We start from the raw sequence: 22,002 nt of genomic DNA, 5'->3' as shown, positions 1-22,002 counted from the left end.
AGTGAAGTTAATTCAATTATTATCAATCAAAAATCTTGATTATAGTTATAATTAGGGCAAAAAATGAACTGTCATGATTTTGTTGCAGACCGTACCTTAAATATGTCAACAAATTTAAATTAAAATCACATTCATTATAATTGAAGAGAGATAAATGATCGAAGATGATTTGAATCGGTTGGTAAAACAAGAGACTAAAATCTCTACCCTTGAAAAAACAGGTATTTTAAACGATGAATGCTATCATGCACTATTCGAATCATCTTCTGACGTCTTTATATTAATGGAAGAGAAAGGATTCATCGACTGTAATAAAGCGGCTCTGAAGATGTTCGGTTTCTCAGAAAAAGAAGAATTTATTGCATTACATCCATCCGAAATATCACCTACAAAACAGCCAAATGGGGAAGATTCGTGGAGTTCTGCACAAGATCGAATCTCAGAGGCATTCAAAAATGAATCTACCAAGTTTGAATGGGTTCACCGCAGACAAAATGGAGAGAAATTCACTGCTGAAGTGTGGCTAACGCGCTTTTTGTTAAAAGATAAACAGATTCTGCAGGTTACTATACGAGACATCACCGAGCGCAAGCAGATGGAAGAAACTCTACGTAAGAGTGAGGCCAGTTTGTCCAATGCACAGCGTATTGCCCATCTTGGTAATTGGGATTGGGACCTCGTCAAAAATAAGGTGAAATTATCTAACGAGATCCATAAAATCCTTGGGCTGGCACCCCAGAGATTTGAAACTACTTTTGAGTCTTTTCTAAAGTACGTCCATCCTGATGACGAGTTGTTTGTTCAAGATAATATAAATAAGGCAATATATGAACATAAACCGTATAGTATTAACTACCGCATTCTTTTGCCCGATAGCTCAGAATGTATTGTTCATTCGCAAGGTGAGGTTACTTTTAACAAAGCTGGCCAAGCTATTTGTATGTCTGGAACAGTGCAGGATATTACTGAACGCAAGAAAATGGAAGAAGCCATTCAACAGTATGCATACATCTTTGAGAATGTGCGAATAGGGCTTTATGTCTATTATTTAGAGAACTTAGATGATGATAGAACTCTAAGGCTGATAGCTGCAAATCCAGCATCTTCTGATTTTACAGGTGTTCCCAATGAAGTTATCCTTGGAAATACTTTAGATAAGAATTTTCCCAGTCTCAGAGAGAAGGATATTCCACAGGCTTTTGCCGAAGTTGTTCGGACTGGTCAGTCCAGGGTCTTGGAAGATATTTACTATGGCGATGAACAAGTTCTTGAGAATACATTTTCAGTCAAGGTGTTTCCCTTACCAAATAATTGTGTAGGGGTAGCATTTGATAATATTACCGAACGCAAGAAAGCAGAAGAAGCAATGATCAATGCAAAAATTATGGCGGAAGCTGCCAACCGTACCAAGACCGAATTCCTCGCAAATATGAGTCATGAGCTACGGACGCCTCTTAATTCCATCATCGGCTTCTCACAGTTGCTAAATAGCAATACTTTCGGCAACCTGAATGAAAAAGAGATCAAGTATTCTGGAAATATTTTGGATAGTGGGAAACACTTATTGAACCTTATCAATGACATTCTAGATCTTTCAAAAATAGAAGCAGGAAAGACGGAACTTTTGGTTAAAGAATTCAATTCCATGGATGCCATTGATGAAGTTTGTTATTCTTTGATGCCTCTTATTCTTAAAAAGAACCTTAAACTGAATTTATCTGTTGATGAGGGTATGAAATGGATATTCGCTGATCTTACAAAGTTCAAACAGATACTTTATAACCTACTCAGCAATGCTGTTAAATTCACTTCAGAAGGTGGTTCTATAACAATTAATGGTTCAATTGTTGGAAGTGAGAATCATTTCAGTGTTGAAGATACTGGCAAAGGTATTGGGTCTGATTCCCTTTCTTCTATCTTCGAACCTTTCTTACAAGTCGATAAATTCGAAACAAAAGTGGAAAAAGGGACGGGGCTTGGCCTTGCACTTGTCAAAAAATTTGTTGAAATGCATGGCGGGGAAATCTGGGTTGAAAGTGAAGTTGGAAAAGGAAGTACTTTCACATTTACAATTCCTATAGCGGGCAAAGTATAATAAAATACTTTTCAGGAGTATTAGTGATATTATTATCGGTTATATAGCACCTGACTACTAATATAAGTAATATTTATAAACTCCTCTGTTGCTACCGATATTGCCTTTCATTATGCAATACCTGTTACTGCTATTGAGTTTACATGTAAGTTATCCATTTACATTAATCCCGTTGTCCCAAGTCTTCAATCTCTCCCTCAAATGAGCATTGAGAGTAAACTGTTTATAACTCTCAACATTACCAGCTGTCTTGCTTCGTTCAGGCTTCTGGGAAAGTAGACAACACAGGATCTTATTCCGATTTCATAATGATGAGTATTATAACATTTAAATTATATTCGATAAGTTAATATGCCATTAACTTATTATTATATATTAAGAACCATGTGTCATTCACGACTCCGGTGGTACGGTCTGAAAACACGAACGCTGTGGTGGTGGTGGTTCTAATTGGGAGTGGGGATGTCATTCCTCCTTCATCCCCCCTGTTTTTGAGAACTTCAATTTCAGTCATAGATAAATTTAGGACACTTCTTCAGGCATTAATATTTCTATTTAATATCAATTTTAGAGAAAGCTATCAATTACTTTCCTTATCCCTTAGTATTTAGACTATAATCCCCCTTCTCCAACTCTGTCCTTCAGTTGTTTCAACGTACTCCTGTGTTCAATCCCCCCTTCCCGAACATCATCGAGAGTCAGACAAAGCACCCATTCATGAAATTTCTCAATATTCAAGTATGATCCAACCATATCCCCTTCAGGCTCCTGCATATCAATATTGTTTGTCACCTTGCCATCAAATTTATGTTCTGGATGTTCCACATACTGCCTTATTGGTTCTGAACAATTGTCAAAATATAATAGTGATAGAGCATTAATCGCATCACCCTTCTTTCAGATAAAGGCCTAAATTTGAATATATTTTTAAAATGGCACATATACTAACACTACTGGAAAAGGCACATGCCTTTGGAAAATACCAATAGCTTAGGTAGATATAAAGAAAGAGAGTAATTTTCTTATTTGTAAAATTGTATTAGAGAAAGTGGATTTGGTATAATGGGTAAAAAAATAAGAGATAACAAAGCACTTGAAGACATACTTTTAGATGCACAATACCTAAGGTTGGGACTTTGTAGTAATGAAAAGCCTTACATCGTACCAATCTCATTCGGATACAAGGATAATACCATATATTTACATAGTTCCCGAAAAGGTACTAAGATCAACCTTATAAAACAAAATAAAAATGTTTGTTTTGAAGTGGATACTTTTTATGAAACTCTTCCATCAGATGAACCCTGTTCATATTATATGAAATACCAAAGCGTTGTAGGCTACGGAACTGCAACAATTCTGGAAGATGAAAAAGAAATAAAAGAAGGTCTTAAGATCATTATTGATCGCTACCACAATAAAGAATACAGTATTGATGATCTAGACGTCAAGGGAGTGGCAGTCATCCGTATTGACATAGATGATTTGCATGGCAGACAATATGGAATGAATGATGAATAATCAGATAAAGCCAATTGTTTTTATGAAGAAGTAATGGGGGACAGTATGAAGTACGGACTTGGAATTGATGCCGGTGGCACATACACCGATGCTGTGATCGTGAGAGAAGACGATGGCAAAGTAATAGACAGTACAAAATCACCCACTACATATCCTGATCCACTTCCTGGAATTCAGAATGCTCTTGATTCTTTGAACCCTTCTTATTTGAATAATGTATCAAAGATCTCTGTATCTACAACTCTTGCAACAAACGCCGTTCTTGAAAATACTGTTTCGGAAAGATCATCAGGACATGATGTTGCACTTATCATGATAGGTGATGTAATTAAACCTACAGATTCTAAAATTCCTTACACCATTAATGTTCAGGGCGGTCATAGCTCAAATGGAATGGAGATACATTCTTTAGACACTAAAAACATCAGGGATTTTATTCTCGAAACAAAGGACAAAGTAGCAGCTTTTGCGGTTTCTTCTCATTTCAGCATCAGGAATCCAGATCATGAACTAAAAACTAAAGAGATCATAGAAGAAATGACAGGATTGCCTGTAGTTTGTGGACATGAACTTTCGCAATCACTAGGATCCTATGAAAGAGGAGTAACAGCTTACATTGATGCCCAGTTGGTCCCCATTTCCACGAAATTCATGAATGCAGTGGTTTCAGAGATCGAAAGGCGTGGAATCGATGCTAAAATCATGATGCTAAAATGTGATGGTTCTGTTGTGGGTATTGTTGAGGCCCTCAAACATCCGATCGAATCTGTATTTACAGGACCGGCCGCAAGCCTCGTTGGTGCATCATATCTTTCAAAAATGAAAGATTGTATCGTCATCGATGTTGGCGGCACCAGTACTGATGTTGCAAAAGTGACTGATGGAATCCCAGAGATCACGGATGAAGGGGCTGTCGTTGGTGGATGGAAGACGAAAGTGAAAGCTATACGCATGGAAACTTCAGCAATGGGGGGCGATAGTCACATCTGGATCAAAAATGGAAGAATAAGTGTTGGACCACGCAGAGTTATCCCAATTTGTATGGCTGCAACAAAATGGCCTGCAATAAAGGAAAAATTAAAGAGAACATCTATTCCTTCAAAAATACAATTATGCGAAAATATACAGCCAACTAAATTCTATGTACGAGCAGGTCACAAACCCGACAGGATGAGCAAAACAGAAAAAAAATTGTTTGATCGCATCGGTGATGAGCCAACCTCAATCAATGAAATTTTCACTGATGGGCTGCCATCATCTGTATTTCTAGACCTTTTGATCAAGAAAAAAATTGTTCATGCAATTGGATTTACTCCAACCGATGCTTTACATGTTCTCGGGGATTATACGGAATGGGATTGTGAAGCTTCCAGAATTGCAGCCGGAATTTTATCCAAAATGACCCATTCAGATCACACAACATTTTGTGAGGAAATTAAAAATGTTTTTGGTGAAAATATGGCTGTTTATGTCATGTCATACCTGTTGAGAGAAATTGATCATGTCCATATCAAAAAAATAATTGAGAATAAAGATCAATACATCACAAAGTTCAAGGTAGGAGTGCCAGTGGTCTTACTTGGAGGTCCAGTTCAGGCTTACGTTGATAATATACGGGGTGCAATTGATGCAGAGATTATTTTACCTGAATATGCAGAAGTTGGAAATGCTGTTGGTGCTATAGTAGGCAAAGTCACTAAGAGAGTTCAAATACTTATTCGTAACGTGTATGAGGGAAATAAATCAATCACAATGATGTTTACCCCTACCGGTAGAAAGCGATTCAGAACTTACCCCCAGGCTCTTGAGGAAGCAGACATTGAGGGAAAGCGGCTTGTCATGGAGTACCTGAATAATTCCGGTCTTCAGATAGAGGATCATAAAATAGAGGTCATAAAACAGGATATCAAAATGAATGATGCCGATATTTTTCCGATGGAAACTAACCTTGTTTTCGTAGGGGTGGGAGATGTCGAAAATTGATACTTAAAAAGATGAGATTATAATTACATATACAACAACGTACAACAACCGACATCCCAAAAAACAAGCTCCTGCACGATCTCACCCACATATTTATTAATAATGCCTATTTATGAGAATGGCAGGAGATAAAATATGAACACACGCGAGTATATGCTTGGGAACGTAGCGATCGCACGCGGTATCGTGGAAGGAGGAGGACGTGTCATTTCCGGATATCCGGGTACGCCTTCTTCTGAGATCGTCGATACGTTGTCCAAAATGAAGGAACGCGACTTTTATGTCGAATGGTCCGTTAATGAAAAAGTTGCAATGGAAGTTGCTACAGGAGCTGCCATGACCGGTGTGCGTTCTGTGGTCACCATGAAACACGTAGGTCTGAACGTTGCAGCAGACCCTCTTATGACACTGTCCTATATGGGAGTCAAGGGCGGAATGGTCGTCATTGTGGCTGACGATCCGGGATGTCACTCATCCCAGAATGAACAGGACACACGCAAATATTCAGAGTTCTCACTCATGCCATGTCTTGACCCTTCCACCCCACAGGAAGCAAAGGACATGATACCTTATGCCTTTGAACTTTCCGAGAAGTTCGAGCTTCCGGTCATATTCAGACCAACCACCAGAATATCACACGGCAAGGCAGATATCGAACTTGGAGAGATCACTGAACACAGAGTGCAAGCCAAGTTCGAGAAGGACACATCCCGCTGGGTAATGGTACCAAGCAATGCTGTTGTCAGGCATCCGCACCTCCTTTCAATACAGGATGGCATCAGGGAAGAGCTTGAGATATCCCCCTGGAACGAACTTACCATCAAGGAGGACTCCAAGATAGGGGTCATCGCAGCAGGTATCGCTTCGGTCTATGCAAAGGAAGCCATTGAGAACCTGGGAGTATCCGCATCATACTTGAAGATCGGTGCATACCCGGTCCCTGAAGGTCTTATCAAAAAGATGTACGAGCAGGTCGATACAGTTCTCGTCATCGAAGAGCTTGAGCCCATTGTGGAAGACCGTTGCAAGATCATTGCAAAGGACATGGAAAGCAGCGTCAAGATCATCGGAAAGACAGATGGCACTGTTCCAAGGGTCGGCGAACTTAATGTTGACCATTGCGTGAAAGCGCTCGCTGATGTTTTCGAAATTGAATCAGGTCTGCCGGAGATCAAGGAGATCGAGATGGAACTGCCACCAAGGCCACCTGCAATGTGTGCAGGCTGTTCCCACCGGGCTACCTACTATGCCATGAAAAAAGTATTTGGCAAGAATGCGGTCTTCCCAAGTGATATTGGATGTTACACACTGGGCATACAGAATGGGACCGTGGACACCACCTTGTGCATGGGAGCTAGTATCCCGGTTGCATCAGGCATCTATCACTCTGGTGAAAAGCAGCCTATCTGCTGTTCAATTGGAGATTCAACTTTCTTCCATACCGGAATGAACGGATTGCTCAATGCAGTATATAATAAGGCGAACATCACAGTAGCAATTCTGGACAACCGCATCACCGCAATGACCGGTCACCAGCCAAACCCTGGAATGGGACTTACATCCACAGGTGAGGTCACAAAGGAGATAAATCTTGAGCAGCTCTGTCACGGACTCGGTGCTGAATTCGTCGAAGTTGTTGATTCATTCGATGTGAAAGCAACGATCGAAGCGTTCAAACGTGCAAAGGATTACGAAGGCACATCCGTTATCATTTCAAAACAGCCCTGTATCATCTACGCACGCAGAACCGGCGTCAGGCTAACACCATTCAAGGTTGACCATGACAAGTGTGTAGGCTGTAGGATGTGTGTGAACCTTGGTTGCCCTGCAATTGAATTTGACAAGGAGACCAAGAAATCCACTATCAATACAACGTGCACAGGATGTGGACTGTGTGCAGAAGTATGTAAATTCGATGCGATAAAGGAGGTTCAGAAATGAGCAGTAAAGCATCTAAGTTCGATCTTGTAATATCAGGTGTCGGTGGACAGGGAGCGATCCTCGCTTCAGACATCATCGGAAAATCCGCAGTTCTTGAGAACTACAACGTTCGTGCAGCGGAAACTCACGGAATGGCACAGCGTGGCGGTTCAGTGGTTAACCATGTACGTATCGGCTGTGACCTTGGATCCATGATCCCCCTCAAAGGTGCGGATTGTCTTCTTGCACTTGAGCCGGTAGAAGCACTGCGCTATATCGATTCCCTTGCAGACGATGGTGTTGTCATCATGAACACTGAAGCAGTTCATCCGGTAACAGTTACCACTGGAAAGGCAGAGTATCCTGATGTGGAAAGCATCGTAGCGGAACTCAGAAAGACCCACAGAGTAATTGCGTTCAACGCGACCGAGAAAGCGGCCGAGGCTGGAAGCAGACAGGCTATGAACGTAGTCCTTGTAGGAGCAGTCTCCAACTTCCTGCCGATCAAGACCGAAACACTGCTGGAACGCGTAAAGGAGATGGTACCTCCAAAGACCATCGACACCAACGTGAAGGCCTTTGAGATGGGAAGAAGTATGGTCGAATAAGACCATAACTTCACATTTTATTTTTACATATATTTACTATAACAAGTGGCAGTTGTTCACATATGTACACCATCAAAACAGAAGATCTCAACCTTGAATATACACTGGACTGCGGTCAGGTATTCCGCTGGGACAGGGACGGAGACTGGTGGACAGGCGTTGTCAATGGTGCTGTTGCACGCATAAGCCAGGACCCTGAGACAGGTGACCTTCTGGTAGATTCCTCTCTTGATGAGGACTTCTTTTATAGTTATTTCAGACTGGATGATGACCTGCCGGCAATATTCAAACAGATCAACAAGGACGAGCACATGGATATCGCCATCAACAAATATAGAGGATTGAGACTTATACGCCAAGATCCTTGGGAATGTCTGATCTCCTACATGCTCGCAACCGCTTCGAACATCCCTCGTATAAAGAAGAACATATACATGCTGTCAGCTCTCTTCGGGGAAGAACTTGGAAACGGCCATTACAGTTTCCCGAAGACCGAAGCTCTCGCATCAGCCACTTGCGAGGATCTTTTTGAATGCAAGATGGGATTTCGCACAGCAAGGATAATCAAAGCTGCGAATGCTGTCGCCAATGACGATATTGTGCTCGAGGAACTGTTCAAGCTCGACTATGGCGAAGCTCAGAAAGAACTGATGAAGCTGGAGGGTATCGGGGAAAAGGTGGCTGATTGCATACTGCTCTTCGCTTTTGAGAAAATGGAAGGATTCCCTGTGGATACCCATGTCGAGAAGATAGTCAAGGCCTATTACGGAAACGACCCCTATTTTAAAGGCAATCCAACTAAATCAAAAATTGGAAAATGGGGAAGACACTATTTCGGAGAGTACTGTGGCTATGCCCAGCAATATTTGTTCTACCAGAAACGGCTTGAAGGCCTGGTCTAAACTTACGTTTCACAACCAGCCATTGAGGAAGCTTCTAAACCCATCCTCTTTCAGTTCAAGTACCTGCTTTCCTTCGAGAATATCAAAGCCAGCCTTTACACTTTTGGAGATGTGCTTTCCAAGGGAACAGTTCGCAAGTTCTTTTTCAAGAAGCTCTACTGCTGAGACATGTTTTCGTGGAATTTCAGCCACATAGAAACCGTCCTTGATGGTAAATGAGTAAGCATCCTCATTGTCAACGTATTTGTCCCTGAACTTCTCGGCATGATCACGTACCCATACAGGAGGACCTCTGTGCATTTTGACATTCGGCAAAGTGCCCGACATAAGCTCCAGCATCACAACAGAATCCTCACCACTCCATTTTCCAGCCTTGAGTACGGTAAATTCGTTCTTATCAAGCATTGGGACCACCGAATTCTCCATTTTAGCGAACTGGGGATAGAATATATCATCGACCACATCCGGTGTTTTGAAGACGATGGCCAGCAGTGAGGAACCTTTCTTTTCCAGCCGTTCAACTATCTCAATGTCAGATATTGGTGGAATCAAGGATGAGAAGAACATGCTTTCGTCCGGAATGCCAAGGAAACTGCGAGCCACATCAACAAATGTGCAGAACTTGTCAAGAGAGAGTGCAGCCGCCACATTCCGTTTCGGGTCTGTGGGGTCAATGACCACCAAAGGGTCATCGAACTTCAGTGTCCCGTGTTCCAGAATATCGAGAAGCAGACCCGGTCTCCAATTAGATGCTGCTTCCAGTACCTTTTCGAATGAGCCGTAATTGATGACCAGAAGTTCGGTCAGATAACCTGAAAATCCTTCGGTCTTGAGCTCTGAGCCATAAACTCCAGTACCTCTCATGAACTGCTTGAGAAGCAGAACATCATCCTCAAGACCGTTCAGATTGGCCTTGATGAACTCGTTGTGGAAAGGTGTCCTGTCCACTGCAGAGATAATTGAACTTGCACTTGAAACCCGATAGCAAGGGACCAGATCGACATCGAAACCCTTGTATCGCATCTTCACGTATGGATGTTCAGCATAATGCTCATCCCAATATTCCGCCTCCTTTGCCACCTGCCTGCCAACTGACAGCCCATAGCTTTCAAGGTCTTCACGGCTGGTATCATCCGGAAATGTTATGAAAATATCAAGGTCATGTGTACCGGAGATCCAGGTACCTCTTGCAGCAGAGCCTACAAGCTGTGTTTTTACACCTACCAGACCGACCTTGAATGTAAGGCAATCGATCTTGTACATCAGCTCATCGGCCACTTTGGTCAGGTGTTCCCTTTCCTTTTCAGTTGGCTTTATCTTTTCCAGAATGCTTTTTTTGAGGGATTCCATGTTAATTCTCTCGATTATCGTGTTCTTAGGGGTAATATCGTTCAAAGGTATAAACCATTTGAGATTCGAAATCGATTGAACAAAAAACACCCCATACTTCCCACAGATAATCATTTATACAGACGATAACTAATATTCTACTGTTAGCCACAAAGCTAAAAACAACTACCCACAGGCTTTTATGGGGAATTAACCACATTAATTGTGGAGCCTGTTTATCAGATAGTAATTCTATTTACATAACAAAGGAGTGAATCACATGATCAGTGAAAGAATGGTTAAAGCATTGAATGGTCAGATCAACAAGGAAATGTATTCCGCTCATCTTTACATGGCAATGTCAGCCTACAGTTCGAATATCGGGCTTAGCGGATTTGCCAACTGGTTCATGGTACAGTATCAGGAAGAGATGCTGCATGCCATGAAATTTTACAACTACATTATCGATCAGGGAGCACAGGTAGAGCTTCAGGCAATTGAAAAGCCGGCAAAGGAATTCGGCACCACCCTTGACATGCTCAATGCGACCCTTGAACACGAAAAGTTCATCACTCGTTCCATCAATGACCTGGTAGACCTTGCCATTGAAGAAAAGGACCATGCAACCAACATTTTCCTCCAGTGGTATATCACCGAACAGATAGAAGAGGAAGGCAATGACAATGAGATCATTGACAAACTTAAACTTGCAGGCGAGGAAGGTAACGGACTTTTCATGATCGACAAAGACCTTGCTGCAAGAGTGTTCAACCCTCCGGCAAACGTACCAAACTGGACACAGATCAGGTGATAATAAATGACAGAAAATATAGAAAGCGTTAAGCAAGTAAAAGGAACCATGCCAAAGGCCATCAAAATGGCCAAACAGATGGATGATGACTTCGGGCAGGGAGTTGCAAGTTTCTACAAGGCTATCTGGAAGGACAGGGAAGACGGGCTTTCAATGAAGAACAAACACCTGATGGTCTTCACCATAGCATGCTCAAAGAACAACACCAACAGCGCAAAGAAGATCCTTGTGAAACTCAAAAACCATGGTGCAACAAGGGCAGAGGTATTGGACGCAATGATGATGGCAGCATGGGCCGGTGGCATACAGAACTTTACCGATATCAGCAGTGATGTACTGCCGGAAATGGAACAGATTGGATTTTAAGGCTTTAATTAAGCCTTTGCCATTTTCTTTTTAAAAAAACAAGAATAGAAGAGTGATAACTCACTCTTCCCCATCTTCATCGTAACCGATCTCTTCTTTTGTCAGATAGCATGCAGGATCATCTGCCCAGACATTGCCATACACGGCTTCAGCCCGTACACGGAAATTAGCGTTGCAGACATCGAACCACTTGCACTTTGCACATCTGTCAGCGTTCACTTTGATAAGGGGTTTTCTGTCCTTGAGACCTGCCATGAGCTCATCGCTCAGGTCGGTCCATATCTCACTGAACTTCCTGTCCTTCACATTACCAAAGGTGTAATGCCTCCAGAACTGGTCAGGGTGAACTGCGCCATCCCATGAAACACAACCAAATCCAATGCCAGTGGAATTACCGCGGTTCATCTTGAGAAGCTCATAGACCTCTTCTGCACGTTCGGGGTTCTCTTCTGCAAGCCTCATGTAGATGTATGGACCGTCACAGTGATTGTCCACTGTCAGAACTTCCACAGGAGTTCCCTTCTCATGAAGCTGCTTTGTGCGGTCCATGATAAGGTCAACTGTCTTGCGGCTTTCCTCATGGGAGAGGTCCTCTTCCACAAGTTTGGTTCCACGTCCGGCATAGACCAGATGGTAGAAGCATATACGTGGAATATCCTCTTCCTCGATCATGTCGAATATAGCAGGAATATCAGCCACGTTCTGTTTATTTATAGTAAAGCGAAGTCCGACCTTGATACCTTCTTCCCTGCAATTGCGAAGCCCTTCCATTGCAGCATCGAAAGCTCCCTCGACTGCACGGAACTTATCGTTGGTCTCTCGCAGACCATCTATGGAAATTCCGACATAGGACAAACCGATCTCCTTGAGCTTCTTTGCCATTGGTTTATCGATAAGTGTACCATTGGTGGATATCACCGCACGCATACCCTTGGAGATCGCATACTCAGCAAGTTCCGGCAGGTCCTTGCGCATCAGCGGTTCACCGCCGGAGAACAGCATCACAGGAGAACCGAACTCTGCCAGATCATCTATCAGTTCCTTGCCCTGCTCGGTGGTCAGTTCGTTCTCGAACTCCATGTCCTTTGCGTGTGCGTAGCAATGTATACATTTAAGATTGCAGCGACGGGTCACGTTCCAGACGACTACCGGTTTCTTGTCTTTGGAGAATTGAAGCAAATGTGACGGAAGTTTACTTGAATCACGCTCATATCGAAGAGCATCTGACGGTTCAACAGTTCCGCAATAGAGTTTAGATATTCCTATCATAATTATCCTCCTGAAATTAATTCGTTTTTAGATCAATTTAGTTCTCAAGAGCTTCTTTTGCAACCCTCAAGATTTCCCGGAAAGTGTACTCATCCGGAGTAACGTTCACTTCCACATCAAATTCCTTCAACGTATTGGCAGTTGGGATACCAATAGCAGCAATAAGACTGTTAGCAAGAACTTCCTTTATAGACTCACCTGCACCCAAAGCTTCAGCACGGTCGAAAAAGCTCCTGACCATCATGGAACTGGTAAATGCAAATACATCGATCTCACCGTTGACACTTTTATTAATAAGCTCATCCTGCAATGCCCCTTTTGGCAGTGTCAGAGTGTAGACCTTGGTCTCAAGCACATTGGCACCACAATCCCTCAGACCAGATATCAAAAACATGGAACCGTAAGCGCTCCTTGCAGTATCTATCTGTTTACCCTTAACATCAGGACAGAGATATTCCACAAGCCCTTCTGAACTGTAAACGCCAGGCATACCCATTACTTCGATCCCGATATCTTCAAGCTGTTTACGGGTTGTCGGACCGATGGCTACCACATTTGTCTTGTTAAGAGCATCGATGAAATCGCTGTGCTTGTCCTCAGGTATCTTGGAAAGAGTGTGATCAATCCCATTGGCACTGGTGAATATAGTATAATCGGATGTTCCGGAAAATATGTTCTCTGCAAATGCATCGAAATATTCATCCTTCATACCTTCAATTTCTATCATTGGGATAGCCACAACTTCAAAACCAAATGATTCCGCAAGTTCACGTGACTTTACCACATAACTCTCAGGCCTCATAATAGCTATTACAGGCTTCTTTCCGTTTTGATCCATCTTATCACCATCAATAAAATAGCAATTTCATCAGATCTGGGAACCCAGTATATCATGAAGCTTGACAACATCGCCGATAACAGTAAGTGCCGGAGCCTTTACCCCTGCATCCTTTGATATCTGTGCGATAGTCTCGATAGTACCGATGGTCACACGCTGATCTGGACGTGTTCCCCTCTCCACCATTGCAACCGGGGTCTTGGGGTCTTTTCCGTTCTTTATCAGCTCGCCCATGTTACGTTCGAGCATCTTGACACCCATGAAGATAACTATAGTACCTCCAAAAGCAGCAAGTGTCTTCCAGTCAAGGGCAGTTTCCTCTTTTGTAGGGTCCTCATGGCCGGTTATGAAAGTGACCATTGAAGCATGGTCCCTGTGTGTAACAGGAATACCAGCATAAGCCGTAGCTGCAAGAGCAGATGTGATGCCCGGAACTATCTCGAACTCGATACCCGCTTTCACCAGTTCTTCAGCCTCTTCGCCGCCACGTCCGAACATGTAAGGATCTCCACCTTTGAGACGGACCACCATCTTACCTTCCTTTGCTTTTTCCACGATAGCATCGTTGATCTCACTCTGGGTCAGAGTGTGTTCCCCTGCGTGTTTACCTGCATCGATCTTCTCTGCAGTTTCAGGCATAGAAGCCAGTATCTTTTCCCCTGGAAGCTGGTCAAAGACGATAACATCAGCAGTGTCAAGAAGCCTGCGTGCTTTCAAGGTCATCAGTTCAGGGTCTCCGGGACCGGAGCCTACAAGATATACTTTTCCGTATTGTTGAGCCATATTACCAGATATCCTCAATTAGTGTTTTGGAGATGTAATTACCTGATATAATAAATAGATTGATATGTGTTATTTTTCCATCTCAAAAATGTCCATAAAGAAGCAGCCAAAAAAAATGAATCACTGATAGATAAGACATCGAAATAAGATATATAATGAATAAAATGAGAAATGTTGCCAGATCATGGGCAACAACTGTGATATGATCAGCTCTGGCTCAGAATATAAAATAGCATTTCCTTTTTCAACTTTCCTTCACGTGAAAGTTTTTCAGCTATAATCTCATCTGATATCCCTTCAGACCTCAAAGCATTGATCCTTTCAGCAATAGCCGGAGATACAGTATAATATTCATTGATATCCTTTCTGTGACCCCAGACATCCCCTTCAATAAGCTTGATGTTCTGCATCTCCATGAACATTTCAATTGATTTGGATACAGTACGCCTGTATGAAGTCGGGATCTGAATTACCTCAACATCTTTACATCTCTTTACAAGATTAAAGATATCTTCATTAGAAGGTCTGAATGCAAGATGGATGATCTTTTCGTCCGTATCAAGTTTTTCAATTTCTTCCCTTTTGCTTACGACTCTAATTTTCATAGGAACACCTCGTTATATTCAAACGGTCCGCGTATACTTAGTAAATTAATTGATACAAAGTAACCTATTAAATAATTGACGATTGAAACGTTTTTTTAAGTTTGGGAATCTCAAATTTGCCCCCACGAAACTTCTAATTTGATGCCCTCGAAACAGATCAATCATTGAGGCGAATTTTTACAGAATCGGCATGCGCCTGCAACCCTTCTTTTTCAGCAAGGGTTATTATCGTATCTCCGATGGAGCTTAAGCCTTCCTTCGTTATCTTCTGTATGGTGGAATATTTCAGGAAATGGTGAATATTCAGACCGGAATATATCCTGGGATAACCGGCTGTGGGGAGGACGTGATTCGTACCCGATGCATAATCACCTGCTGCAACCGGAGCATAATTACCGATAAAGATAGAACCTGCATTCTCGATCCTATCGAGAACTGCATCATCATCCCTAACCATGATCTCAAGGTGTTCCGGTGCAAAAGCATTGGATATTCCTATACACTCATCCATGGAATCCGCAACGAGGATAGCTGCATTCTCAAGAGATTGGTCAACGATCTCCCTGCGTACAGCAATGGCAGCTTGCTTTTTGACCTCGGCGTTGGTCTGTTCTGCAAGTTCAGATGATGTGGTCACAAGCACGGACACCGCTTTTGGATCATGCTCTGCCTGTGCAAGAATATCAGATGCTATCATAGCAGCATCCGCAGAATCATCTGCGATAATAAGCACTTCACTCGGACCTGCCGGGAAATCGATTTCCGCTTTATCCCGAACCATCATCTTGGCAACGGTCACGAACACATTTCCAGGTCCCACGATCTTATCAACGCTTAATACCGTTTCAGTACCGTAAGCCATTGCAGCGATCGCCTGAACTCCACCGACCTTATAGATATGATCCGCACCAGCCACCTTACCTGCCACGATAGTAAGCGGATTTACCTTTCCATCGGAACCAGGGGGAGTACACATCACGACATTCTTCACTCCTGCGACCTTTGCAGGGATTATGGTCATGAGTGCAGTCGAAGGATAAGAAGCACGACCGCCTGGAACATAAGCACCTACCGATGCTATCGGAGTGGCCATCTGACCAAGTTTAATCCCAGGGGACGGTTCGATGTACCATGTCTTCTGCGGAAGCTGTGCTGTATGGAAGTTCCTGATGTTCTCTGCTGCGATCATAAGATGTCTGAGAAGTTCTGCATCGACCTCTTTCATTGCCTGCTCGATCTCTTCGGAACTGACCTCAATGTCATGAATGTCAGCCCTATCGAACTTCTTAGTATATTCACGCAGGCCTTCATCGCCTTTCTCCTGCACATCCTTTAGAATTGATGAAACAGTATCAGTAACGTCCATCATATCTCCAGTGCGGCAGAGGAGCTTCTCCATCTCTTCGTCAGTGACTTCCGATAGGTGTTTATACAGCATATGATCATCTCGTTTTAACCAGTGACAAAAAACAATAACAATTGGCATTTACGAACAGAAACCAAAAATGGATAGTTCAACATCACTGGAAATCATTGAATGTCTTTTGGTTTTTGTCCAGTATTGTATCTAGAGTATTTGAACTTATAGGTATGCTTTCAAAGTGCTTGTCCTTGACCCGAACACCGATACCGGACAGTATATTGTAAGCGACCTTAGGCCCGACAAGTTTTGATAATATCGACATGTCAGCACCCTTAAGTTTTGCAACCGAAACAAAGCCCGCATTGTACAATTTACGTGCCCGCACACGTCCAACACCCCTTATACCGACAAGCTCCATAAGATCAAGCCCTGAACCATATCTTATCCTTTTTTCAAGACTGTAAGCATGTGAAGAATATTCCACACCCAGCAGGTCCGCCAGTTTTGCAGCAGCATGCATCAGCCATTCCGAGGTATCAGCAAGGGCATGAATATCCCCTTCCCCCACATTGAAATGCCGGGTGATGTCCTCAGCAGAGACCTCGGTGACCCACTCTTCAAGAAGCATGGCGGTCTTCACCTCACCCATGAACCATTCATAATCGGTCTCCTTGAACTGATCAGGAATATCATGGAATTCATCACTGTGAACCATAATATAGTCGTTCACTATAGTATAGTCGGCATTGCGAAGATAGAGCTGCCTCATGTCAGGAGTACTACAAACAAGATGCAGAAGGGTCATGTCTGTCACTTTGACAGCATCCTTACCCACATCCCTTAAACCATCGACTATCTTTGAACCTGAAAGCGGGTCAATATAAAGCATGGATATCAGACCGCCAAGGCGGGTACCTCTTAAAATAAGCTTACTTGCATCTTCGATATCCTCGGTTTCACTCACCATGTCATTATCGATGAGGAATTCCAGACAGTCATTGATGACCTCTTCCAGCATCCATGCATCCTGCTGGTAAGCAAAAAAAGTAGCTCCAAAAAAATCGAACAACTCCTGCCTTGTGGAAGCAAAACCGTTCACGATCGTGGACAGCACATGAGTTCGCAGTGCGTTCTCTGTCCCAAGCTTCGACCATATATCTTCCGCATCAGCTTCAACATAGTTCTCCATGAGCTGTGCAAACTCGTCATAGGTCTTTGCGATAAGAACCGATTCCCCATACGGATCAAGATGAGGGCGACCTGCCCTTCCCGCCATCTGTTTATATTCGAGCACCGGGATTGGCTGCATACCAAAATTGGAATCGAACCTGCGATAGCTCCTTATGATGACACGTCTTGCAGGCAGGTTCAAACCCGCGGCCAGCGTAGGTGTGCTGGAAATAAGCTTGATGAGATTTTGCCTGAAACCATTTTCCACAAGCTTCCTGTGGTTCGAGTTCAAGCCAGCATGGTGAAAAGCGACACCCTTGCGTATGCAGTTGGCAAGTACGATGGCAGTATCGGTCTCACCTGTGGACTTCACTTCCTCAGCTATCCCTGCCAGCTTGATCTTTGCATCATTATCGAGGATCTTCGCAACCTTTGAAGATGCGGTCTTTGCAAATCCCGCACAATTCCGCCTGCTGCTTTCAAAAACAAGACATTGCCCTTCTGCTCTGATAGTATCCAGAACAAGGTTCACAGCATCGTCCTTATCGAGCCGGTCTATTTTCTTCTGGCTTCCGGGGAAGTTGATGGCCTCTCCGAAGAACACACCTTCATGAAGGTCAGTGGGTCGCCACTGACTAATCACAAGACCCGCACCGAGCCAGTCTGCCATCTCCCGTGCATTTCCCACGGTGGCAGAGAGTGCCAGTACCTGTGCATCCGGATTTAGTCGCATCAGCTTGGTGATAGTGACCTCCAGTGTAGGTCCGCGGTTCTTAGAATCCAATAAGTGTATCTCATCAACAACAACAGTGGTGATCTCATCCATCCAGGAAGTGCCATTGCGTAGAAGGGAATTGGTCTTTTCGGATGTGGCAACAATAATATCGTTAACTCCGAGCCAGTCAGCCCTTGAATCCAGATCCCCCGTGGAGATCCCAACCTTGATACCAAAGGGTGCAAGTTCTCTGAAACGCTCGAACTTTTCAGAGGCCAGTGCACGAAGAGGAACGATATAGAGAGCTTTACCACCTTCACGAATAGACTTTATCATTGCAAGTTCCGCAAGGAGCGTCTTACCTGAAGCTGTGGGTATGGCTGCAAGGAGATTCTTCTTTTCAAGCAGACCCATCTCTATTGCTTCAGCCTGAGGAGGATACAATTCCTTAATGCCGGAATCCTCATAAAATCCAATAATATCCTCTGGAATGTCAAGCTCTCGTATCATCATAGAAATTTCACATCACTGTTAGAACGTTTGCTTCAGTATTGTATAAGTAATTTCTTAAAACTGGCAAAGGACCATCTATTACAAAAGGTTAAATAATCTGGGATTTTACGCTATTTGATGTACGTCAAAGAGATTATATCCCGCCTTAAGAAGTTGTACCCAAAAGGCTATTTCCAAATTAACAGTGACCCTTATTATATTCTAATTTCCACCGTATTATCCCAGCGCACCCGGGACGAGGTCACGATACCGACAACCCAGAAGCTATTTTCAGTTTTTGATACACCTCAGAAAATGGCAAATGCTGATGTGGATGAAATACAGGAACTAATAAGGAATGTTGGATTCTATAGGGTCAAATCACAGCGCTTAATAGAGATATCCCGTATGCTTCTTGATGAATATGACGGGATAGTTCCAGATGATATCAACGAGCTTGTTAAACTGCCCGGAGTAGGCAGGAAGACAGCCAATTGTGTACTGACCTATGCTTTTGACAAAGATGCCATTGCGGTGGATACTCATGTACATCGCATATCCAACAGGATGGGACTTGTTAAGACCACTAATCCCGAAGAAACGGAGATCGAGCTTGGAAAAGTGGTCGAGAAGGAAATATGGAAAGATATCAACGGGTTGATGGTACTGTTCGGTAAAAGCATATGTAGACCAGTATCACCAAAATGTGACGAATGTATTATGAATGACATTTGTCCGAAACTTATCTGAAGATCACATCTTTTAAAAAGAAACTTTCCGCAATAAGGTTGCAAAGTAAAAAAGAAAGTATGAGGAATACGGCTTTAAAAGCCGCTTTCCCGGATCATTCGTTGCTGAGTCCACCACTGAAATACTTGTCGTAGGAATACATATCGAAATGACCGTGTCCGCTAAGGCAGAACAGGATGGTTTTCTCTTCTCCGGTCTGCTTGCACTTAAGAGCCTCATCGATAGCGCATTTGATAGCATGGTTTGACTCTGGTGCTGGTGGAATACCTTCACTGCGAGCGAACATGACGCCTGCTTCGAATACCTCGATCTGATGATAGCTGGTAGCTTCCATGAGTTTATCTGCGGTCAACTGACTGATTATCGGTGAGCAACCGTGGTATCTTAAGCCCCCTGCATGGATGGCAGGTGGCATGAAATCGTATCCGAGTGAATACATCTTAAGGAGAGGGGTCAGTTTTGCCATGTCCCCATAGTCATACTGGAACTTGCCGTCACAAAGGGTTGGACAGGCAGACGGTTCCACAGCGATGATACGTGGATCATGGGTGCCCTCGATCTTATCCCTCATGTATGGAAGGCTGATACCTGCGAGGTTACTTCCGCCACCACAGCAACCGATAACTATATCGGGATATTCCTCGACCTTATCGAGCTGTTTCTGGGCTTCAAGACCTATAACTGTCTGATGCAACATGACGTGGTTGAGCACACTGCCAAGGGCATATTTGGTATTGTCGTGCTTCACAGCATCCTCTACAGCTTCTCCAATAGCAATACCAAGACTGCCTGCAGTGTCCGGATATTTCTCAAGCATGTGACGTCCGAACTCAGTATCAGGACTTGGCGAAGGTACTACCGTTGCACCCCAGAGATTGATCAGGGATTTACGGTATGGTTTCTGCTCGAAGCTTGAGCGTACCATGTAGACCTTACATTCGATATCAAAATAATTACAGCTAAGTGAAAGTGCACTGCCCCACTGACCAGCTCCGGTCTCGGTGGTTATCCTCTCTGTGCCTTCCTTCATATTATAGTAAGCCTGTGCAACAGAAGTATTTGGTTTGTGACTGCCTGCAGGACTGACACCCTCATACTTGTAGTAGATCTTTGCAGGTGTGTCAAGTAATTTTTCAAGCCTGTGTGCACGGTATAAAGGAGCCGGTCTCCAGAGCTTGTATATTTCAAGAACCTCTTCCGGAATATCAATGTATCTCTCACTGCTCATTTCCTGTTTAATGAGCTCCATCGGGAAAAGAGGAGCAAGGTCCTCTGGTGCCAGTGGTTCATTGTTTGCAGGATTAAGTGGAGGAGCCAATGGAGTGGGCATATCCGGAAGGATATTATACCATTTTTTTGGCATCTCGTTTTCATCAAGTAGGATCTTAGTCGGTTCCATAGATATTCCTCATATAATGCACAAATAAGTACTATGATGTAGATTAAATTATGATATATAGATGTTGTGTTCTAAGTTGTATCAATAGCTACAATTTATAAAATAAAACAAAATTGGCTCTGTAGAAATCCTCATCCAAACAAAAAACACAGTCTTGACATACTTGTCAAGATTGTGTAATATCACTTTGAATTTTACTTCTTTCACTTGATTTCTATACTTTCTTGCACGTAAGTTCTCTCCATATCTCCTTTTCAATACTGAAAACATCGTTTCACTCAGATTTCGCAGAGGATATATTTTATCATCAAATTCATGCACCATTTTCTTTCTATATCTTCCCTTGATGCTTTTTCTTTTACGTTGTCGAAGTGGAACAATTGCTATTGATCCGAGTTTTTCCCTCGTCAATTCATGAATTTTCTCAGAGTCATATGCCTTATCCATCACATAATATTTTGATCTTCTATTGTGATGAGATTGCTAAAGCAATGTCCTTGCATGTTTTGCATCGTGAACAGGTTTGCCAGATATCTTGTACCCAGTTACGATAAATTTAGTAACATCGACTGAAATACTGGTTTTTATGAAACTATGCCTCCATTTCCCTATTCTCTTGGAATAATACCGACTACAATACCCGCTCGTAAAGCCAGTGGAATCAATTGCAGTAACTTGAATTGAATCGCCTTTATTGTAAAATAGATCCAATGTTCTCTTGAATATACGATCAAGTATTACTGAGTAAAATCGGCTGACAAATTTTTGAAGTGTAGTATAATGTGGTACTTTAGTTAATTCGAGTTTCGATTGGACAGAATCCATGATTTTAATAAGATCAACAAAATCTCGATAATCTTCATTTAAATAGTCTTTAAACAAAACCAGTGACAATAGCTGATGTTGTGTGTAGGTTTTCTTAGAATATTTGCAGCTATAAAGCGATAAACGTGAATATCTTGTCATTTGTAGAGCGATATCGATAAATTTTAAGTACTTGTTAGACAAAACAGTATCATCCCCTTGTGGTTTTTGGACGAACACACACAGGGGACTTATTATTATAAAAATTATGTGTCAATT

General features: G+C 42.8%; 19 protein-coding genes and 1 pseudogene. 9 read left to right on the top strand and 11 right to left on the bottom strand.

The window, feature by feature from the left end; all coding sequences use genetic code 11:
- Positions 1–154 precede the first annotated feature (154 nt).
- Positions 155–2,095: a PAS domain-containing sensor histidine kinase gene (locus tag PBV53_RS07140; protein WP_270096459.1), complete on the top strand. Its 1,941-nt coding sequence runs from the start codon at positions 155–157 to the stop codon at positions 2,093–2,095.
- A 346-nt stretch (positions 2,096–2,441) separates the two neighbouring features.
- Here the strand turns inward: PBV53_RS07140 and PBV53_RS07135 are convergent, their stop codons facing one another.
- Positions 2,442–2,609, bottom strand: a complete 168-nt coding sequence (locus PBV53_RS07135) for a hypothetical protein (protein ID WP_270096458.1) — start codon at positions 2,607–2,609, stop codon at positions 2,442–2,444.
- Between the two features lie 98 nt (positions 2,610–2,707).
- Positions 2,708–2,887, bottom strand: coding sequence for a hypothetical protein (locus PBV53_RS07130; protein WP_270096457.1), 180 nt, complete (start codon positions 2,885–2,887; stop codon positions 2,708–2,710).
- A 270-nt stretch (positions 2,888–3,157) separates the two neighbouring features.
- On the opposite strand from PBV53_RS07130, the gene PBV53_RS07125 reads away from it, so the two are divergent.
- The 5 genes from PBV53_RS07125 (at position 3,158) to PBV53_RS07105 (ending at position 9,029) form a co-directional block, all read left to right on the top strand.
- Positions 3,158–3,616: a pyridoxamine 5'-phosphate oxidase family protein gene (locus PBV53_RS07125; RefSeq protein WP_011499207.1), complete on the top strand. Its 459-nt coding sequence runs from the start codon at positions 3,158–3,160 to the stop codon at positions 3,614–3,616.
- A gap of 45 nt (positions 3,617–3,661) precedes the next feature.
- Complete coding sequence (locus PBV53_RS07120; protein WP_270096456.1) at positions 3,662–5,599, top strand: hydantoinase/oxoprolinase family protein; 1,938 nt, start codon at positions 3,662–3,664, stop codon at positions 5,597–5,599.
- A 135-nt stretch (positions 5,600–5,734) separates the two neighbouring features.
- On the top strand, positions 5,735–7,540 hold the full coding sequence (gene iorA / locus PBV53_RS07115; protein ID WP_270096454.1) for an indolepyruvate ferredoxin oxidoreductase subunit alpha: 1,806 nt from the start codon (positions 5,735–5,737) through the stop codon (positions 7,538–7,540).
- On the top strand, positions 7,537–8,127 hold the full coding sequence (locus tag PBV53_RS07110) for an indolepyruvate oxidoreductase subunit beta (RefSeq protein ID WP_270096453.1): 591 nt from the start codon (positions 7,537–7,539) through the stop codon (positions 8,125–8,127). Before iorA ends, PBV53_RS07110 begins: the two co-directional genes overlap by 4 nt.
- Before the next feature lie 62 nt (positions 8,128–8,189).
- Positions 8,190–9,029, top strand: a complete 840-nt coding sequence (locus PBV53_RS07105; protein ID WP_270096452.1) for a DNA-3-methyladenine glycosylase family protein — start codon at positions 8,190–8,192, stop codon at positions 9,027–9,029.
- 9 nt (positions 9,030–9,038) lie between these two features.
- On the opposite strand, the gene cca is transcribed toward PBV53_RS07105, so the two are convergent.
- Positions 9,039–10,379, bottom strand: coding sequence for a CCA tRNA nucleotidyltransferase (cca, locus tag PBV53_RS07100; RefSeq protein ID WP_270096451.1), 1,341 nt, complete (start codon positions 10,377–10,379; stop codon positions 9,039–9,041).
- A 259-nt stretch (positions 10,380–10,638) separates the two neighbouring features.
- On the opposite strand from cca, the gene PBV53_RS07095 reads away from it, so the two are divergent.
- Together PBV53_RS07095 and PBV53_RS07090 are read left to right on the top strand one after the other, a co-directional pair.
- On the top strand, positions 10,639–11,169 hold the full coding sequence (locus PBV53_RS07095; protein ID WP_270096450.1) for a ferritin: 531 nt from the start codon (positions 10,639–10,641) through the stop codon (positions 11,167–11,169).
- A 6-nt stretch (positions 11,170–11,175) separates the two neighbouring features.
- Positions 11,176–11,535: a carboxymuconolactone decarboxylase family protein gene (locus PBV53_RS07090; protein WP_270096449.1), complete on the top strand. Its 360-nt coding sequence runs from the start codon at positions 11,176–11,178 to the stop codon at positions 11,533–11,535.
- 60 nt (positions 11,536–11,595) lie between these two features.
- Here the strand turns inward: PBV53_RS07090 and ahbC are convergent, their stop codons facing one another.
- The 6 genes from ahbC to PBV53_RS07060 all read right to left on the bottom strand — a co-directional run bounded on the left by ahbC (position 11,596) and on the right by PBV53_RS07060 (position 18,791).
- Entirely contained in the window at positions 11,596–12,804 is a 1,209-nt protein-coding gene (ahbC, locus tag PBV53_RS07085) for a 12,18-didecarboxysiroheme deacetylase (protein WP_270096448.1), read from the bottom strand.
- Between the two features lie 37 nt (positions 12,805–12,841).
- Positions 12,842–13,642 carry a uroporphyrinogen-III synthase gene (locus PBV53_RS07080; RefSeq protein ID WP_270096447.1) on the bottom strand — a complete coding sequence of 267 codons (801 nt, stop codon included), beginning with the start codon at positions 13,640–13,642 and terminating at the stop codon, positions 12,842–12,844.
- Positions 13,643–13,672: 30 nt separating this feature from the next.
- Positions 13,673–14,425, bottom strand: coding sequence for a uroporphyrinogen-III C-methyltransferase (gene cobA / locus PBV53_RS07075; protein WP_270096446.1), 753 nt, complete (start codon positions 14,423–14,425; stop codon positions 13,673–13,675).
- Positions 14,426–14,631: 206 nt separating this feature from the next.
- The gene (locus PBV53_RS07070; protein WP_270096445.1) at positions 14,632–15,030 is read right to left on the bottom strand and encodes a DUF1699 family protein; all 399 of its coding nucleotides are present in this window, start codon (positions 15,028–15,030) and stop codon (positions 14,632–14,634) included.
- 157 nt (positions 15,031–15,187) lie between these two features.
- A complete protein-coding gene (hisD, locus tag PBV53_RS07065) occupies positions 15,188–16,468 on the bottom strand; it encodes a histidinol dehydrogenase (RefSeq protein ID WP_270096444.1) in 1,281 nt (426 codons plus the stop codon).
- 82 nt (positions 16,469–16,550) lie between these two features.
- Complete coding sequence (locus PBV53_RS07060) at positions 16,551–18,791, bottom strand: ATP-dependent DNA helicase (RefSeq protein ID WP_270096443.1); 2,241 nt, start codon at positions 18,789–18,791, stop codon at positions 16,551–16,553.
- A gap of 117 nt (positions 18,792–18,908) precedes the next feature.
- Between PBV53_RS07060 and nth the strand changes: the two genes are divergently transcribed.
- Positions 18,909–19,520, top strand: a complete 612-nt coding sequence (gene nth, locus PBV53_RS07055; protein ID WP_270096441.1) for an endonuclease III — start codon at positions 18,909–18,911, stop codon at positions 19,518–19,520.
- Between the two features lie 94 nt (positions 19,521–19,614).
- Here nth and PBV53_RS07050 read toward each other — a convergent pair whose 3' ends face one another.
- Both PBV53_RS07050 and PBV53_RS07045 read right to left on the bottom strand, forming a co-directional pair.
- Complete coding sequence (locus PBV53_RS07050; protein WP_270096440.1) at positions 19,615–20,919, bottom strand: TrpB-like pyridoxal phosphate-dependent enzyme; 1,305 nt, start codon at positions 20,917–20,919, stop codon at positions 19,615–19,617.
- 81 nt (positions 20,920–21,000) lie between these two features.
- Positions 21,001–21,927: pseudogene (locus tag PBV53_RS07045) on the bottom strand (IS5 family transposase).
- Positions 21,928–22,002 lie beyond the last annotated feature (75 nt).

Origin of the sequence: Methanococcoides alaskense, assembly GCF_027594145.1 — an archaeon.
Classification (GTDB): domain Archaea; phylum Halobacteriota; class Methanosarcinia; order Methanosarcinales; family Methanosarcinaceae; genus Methanococcoides; species Methanococcoides alaskense.
The sequence above is the reverse complement of the archived record's forward strand: the minus strand, read 5'-3'. Positions and strand labels throughout refer to the sequence as shown.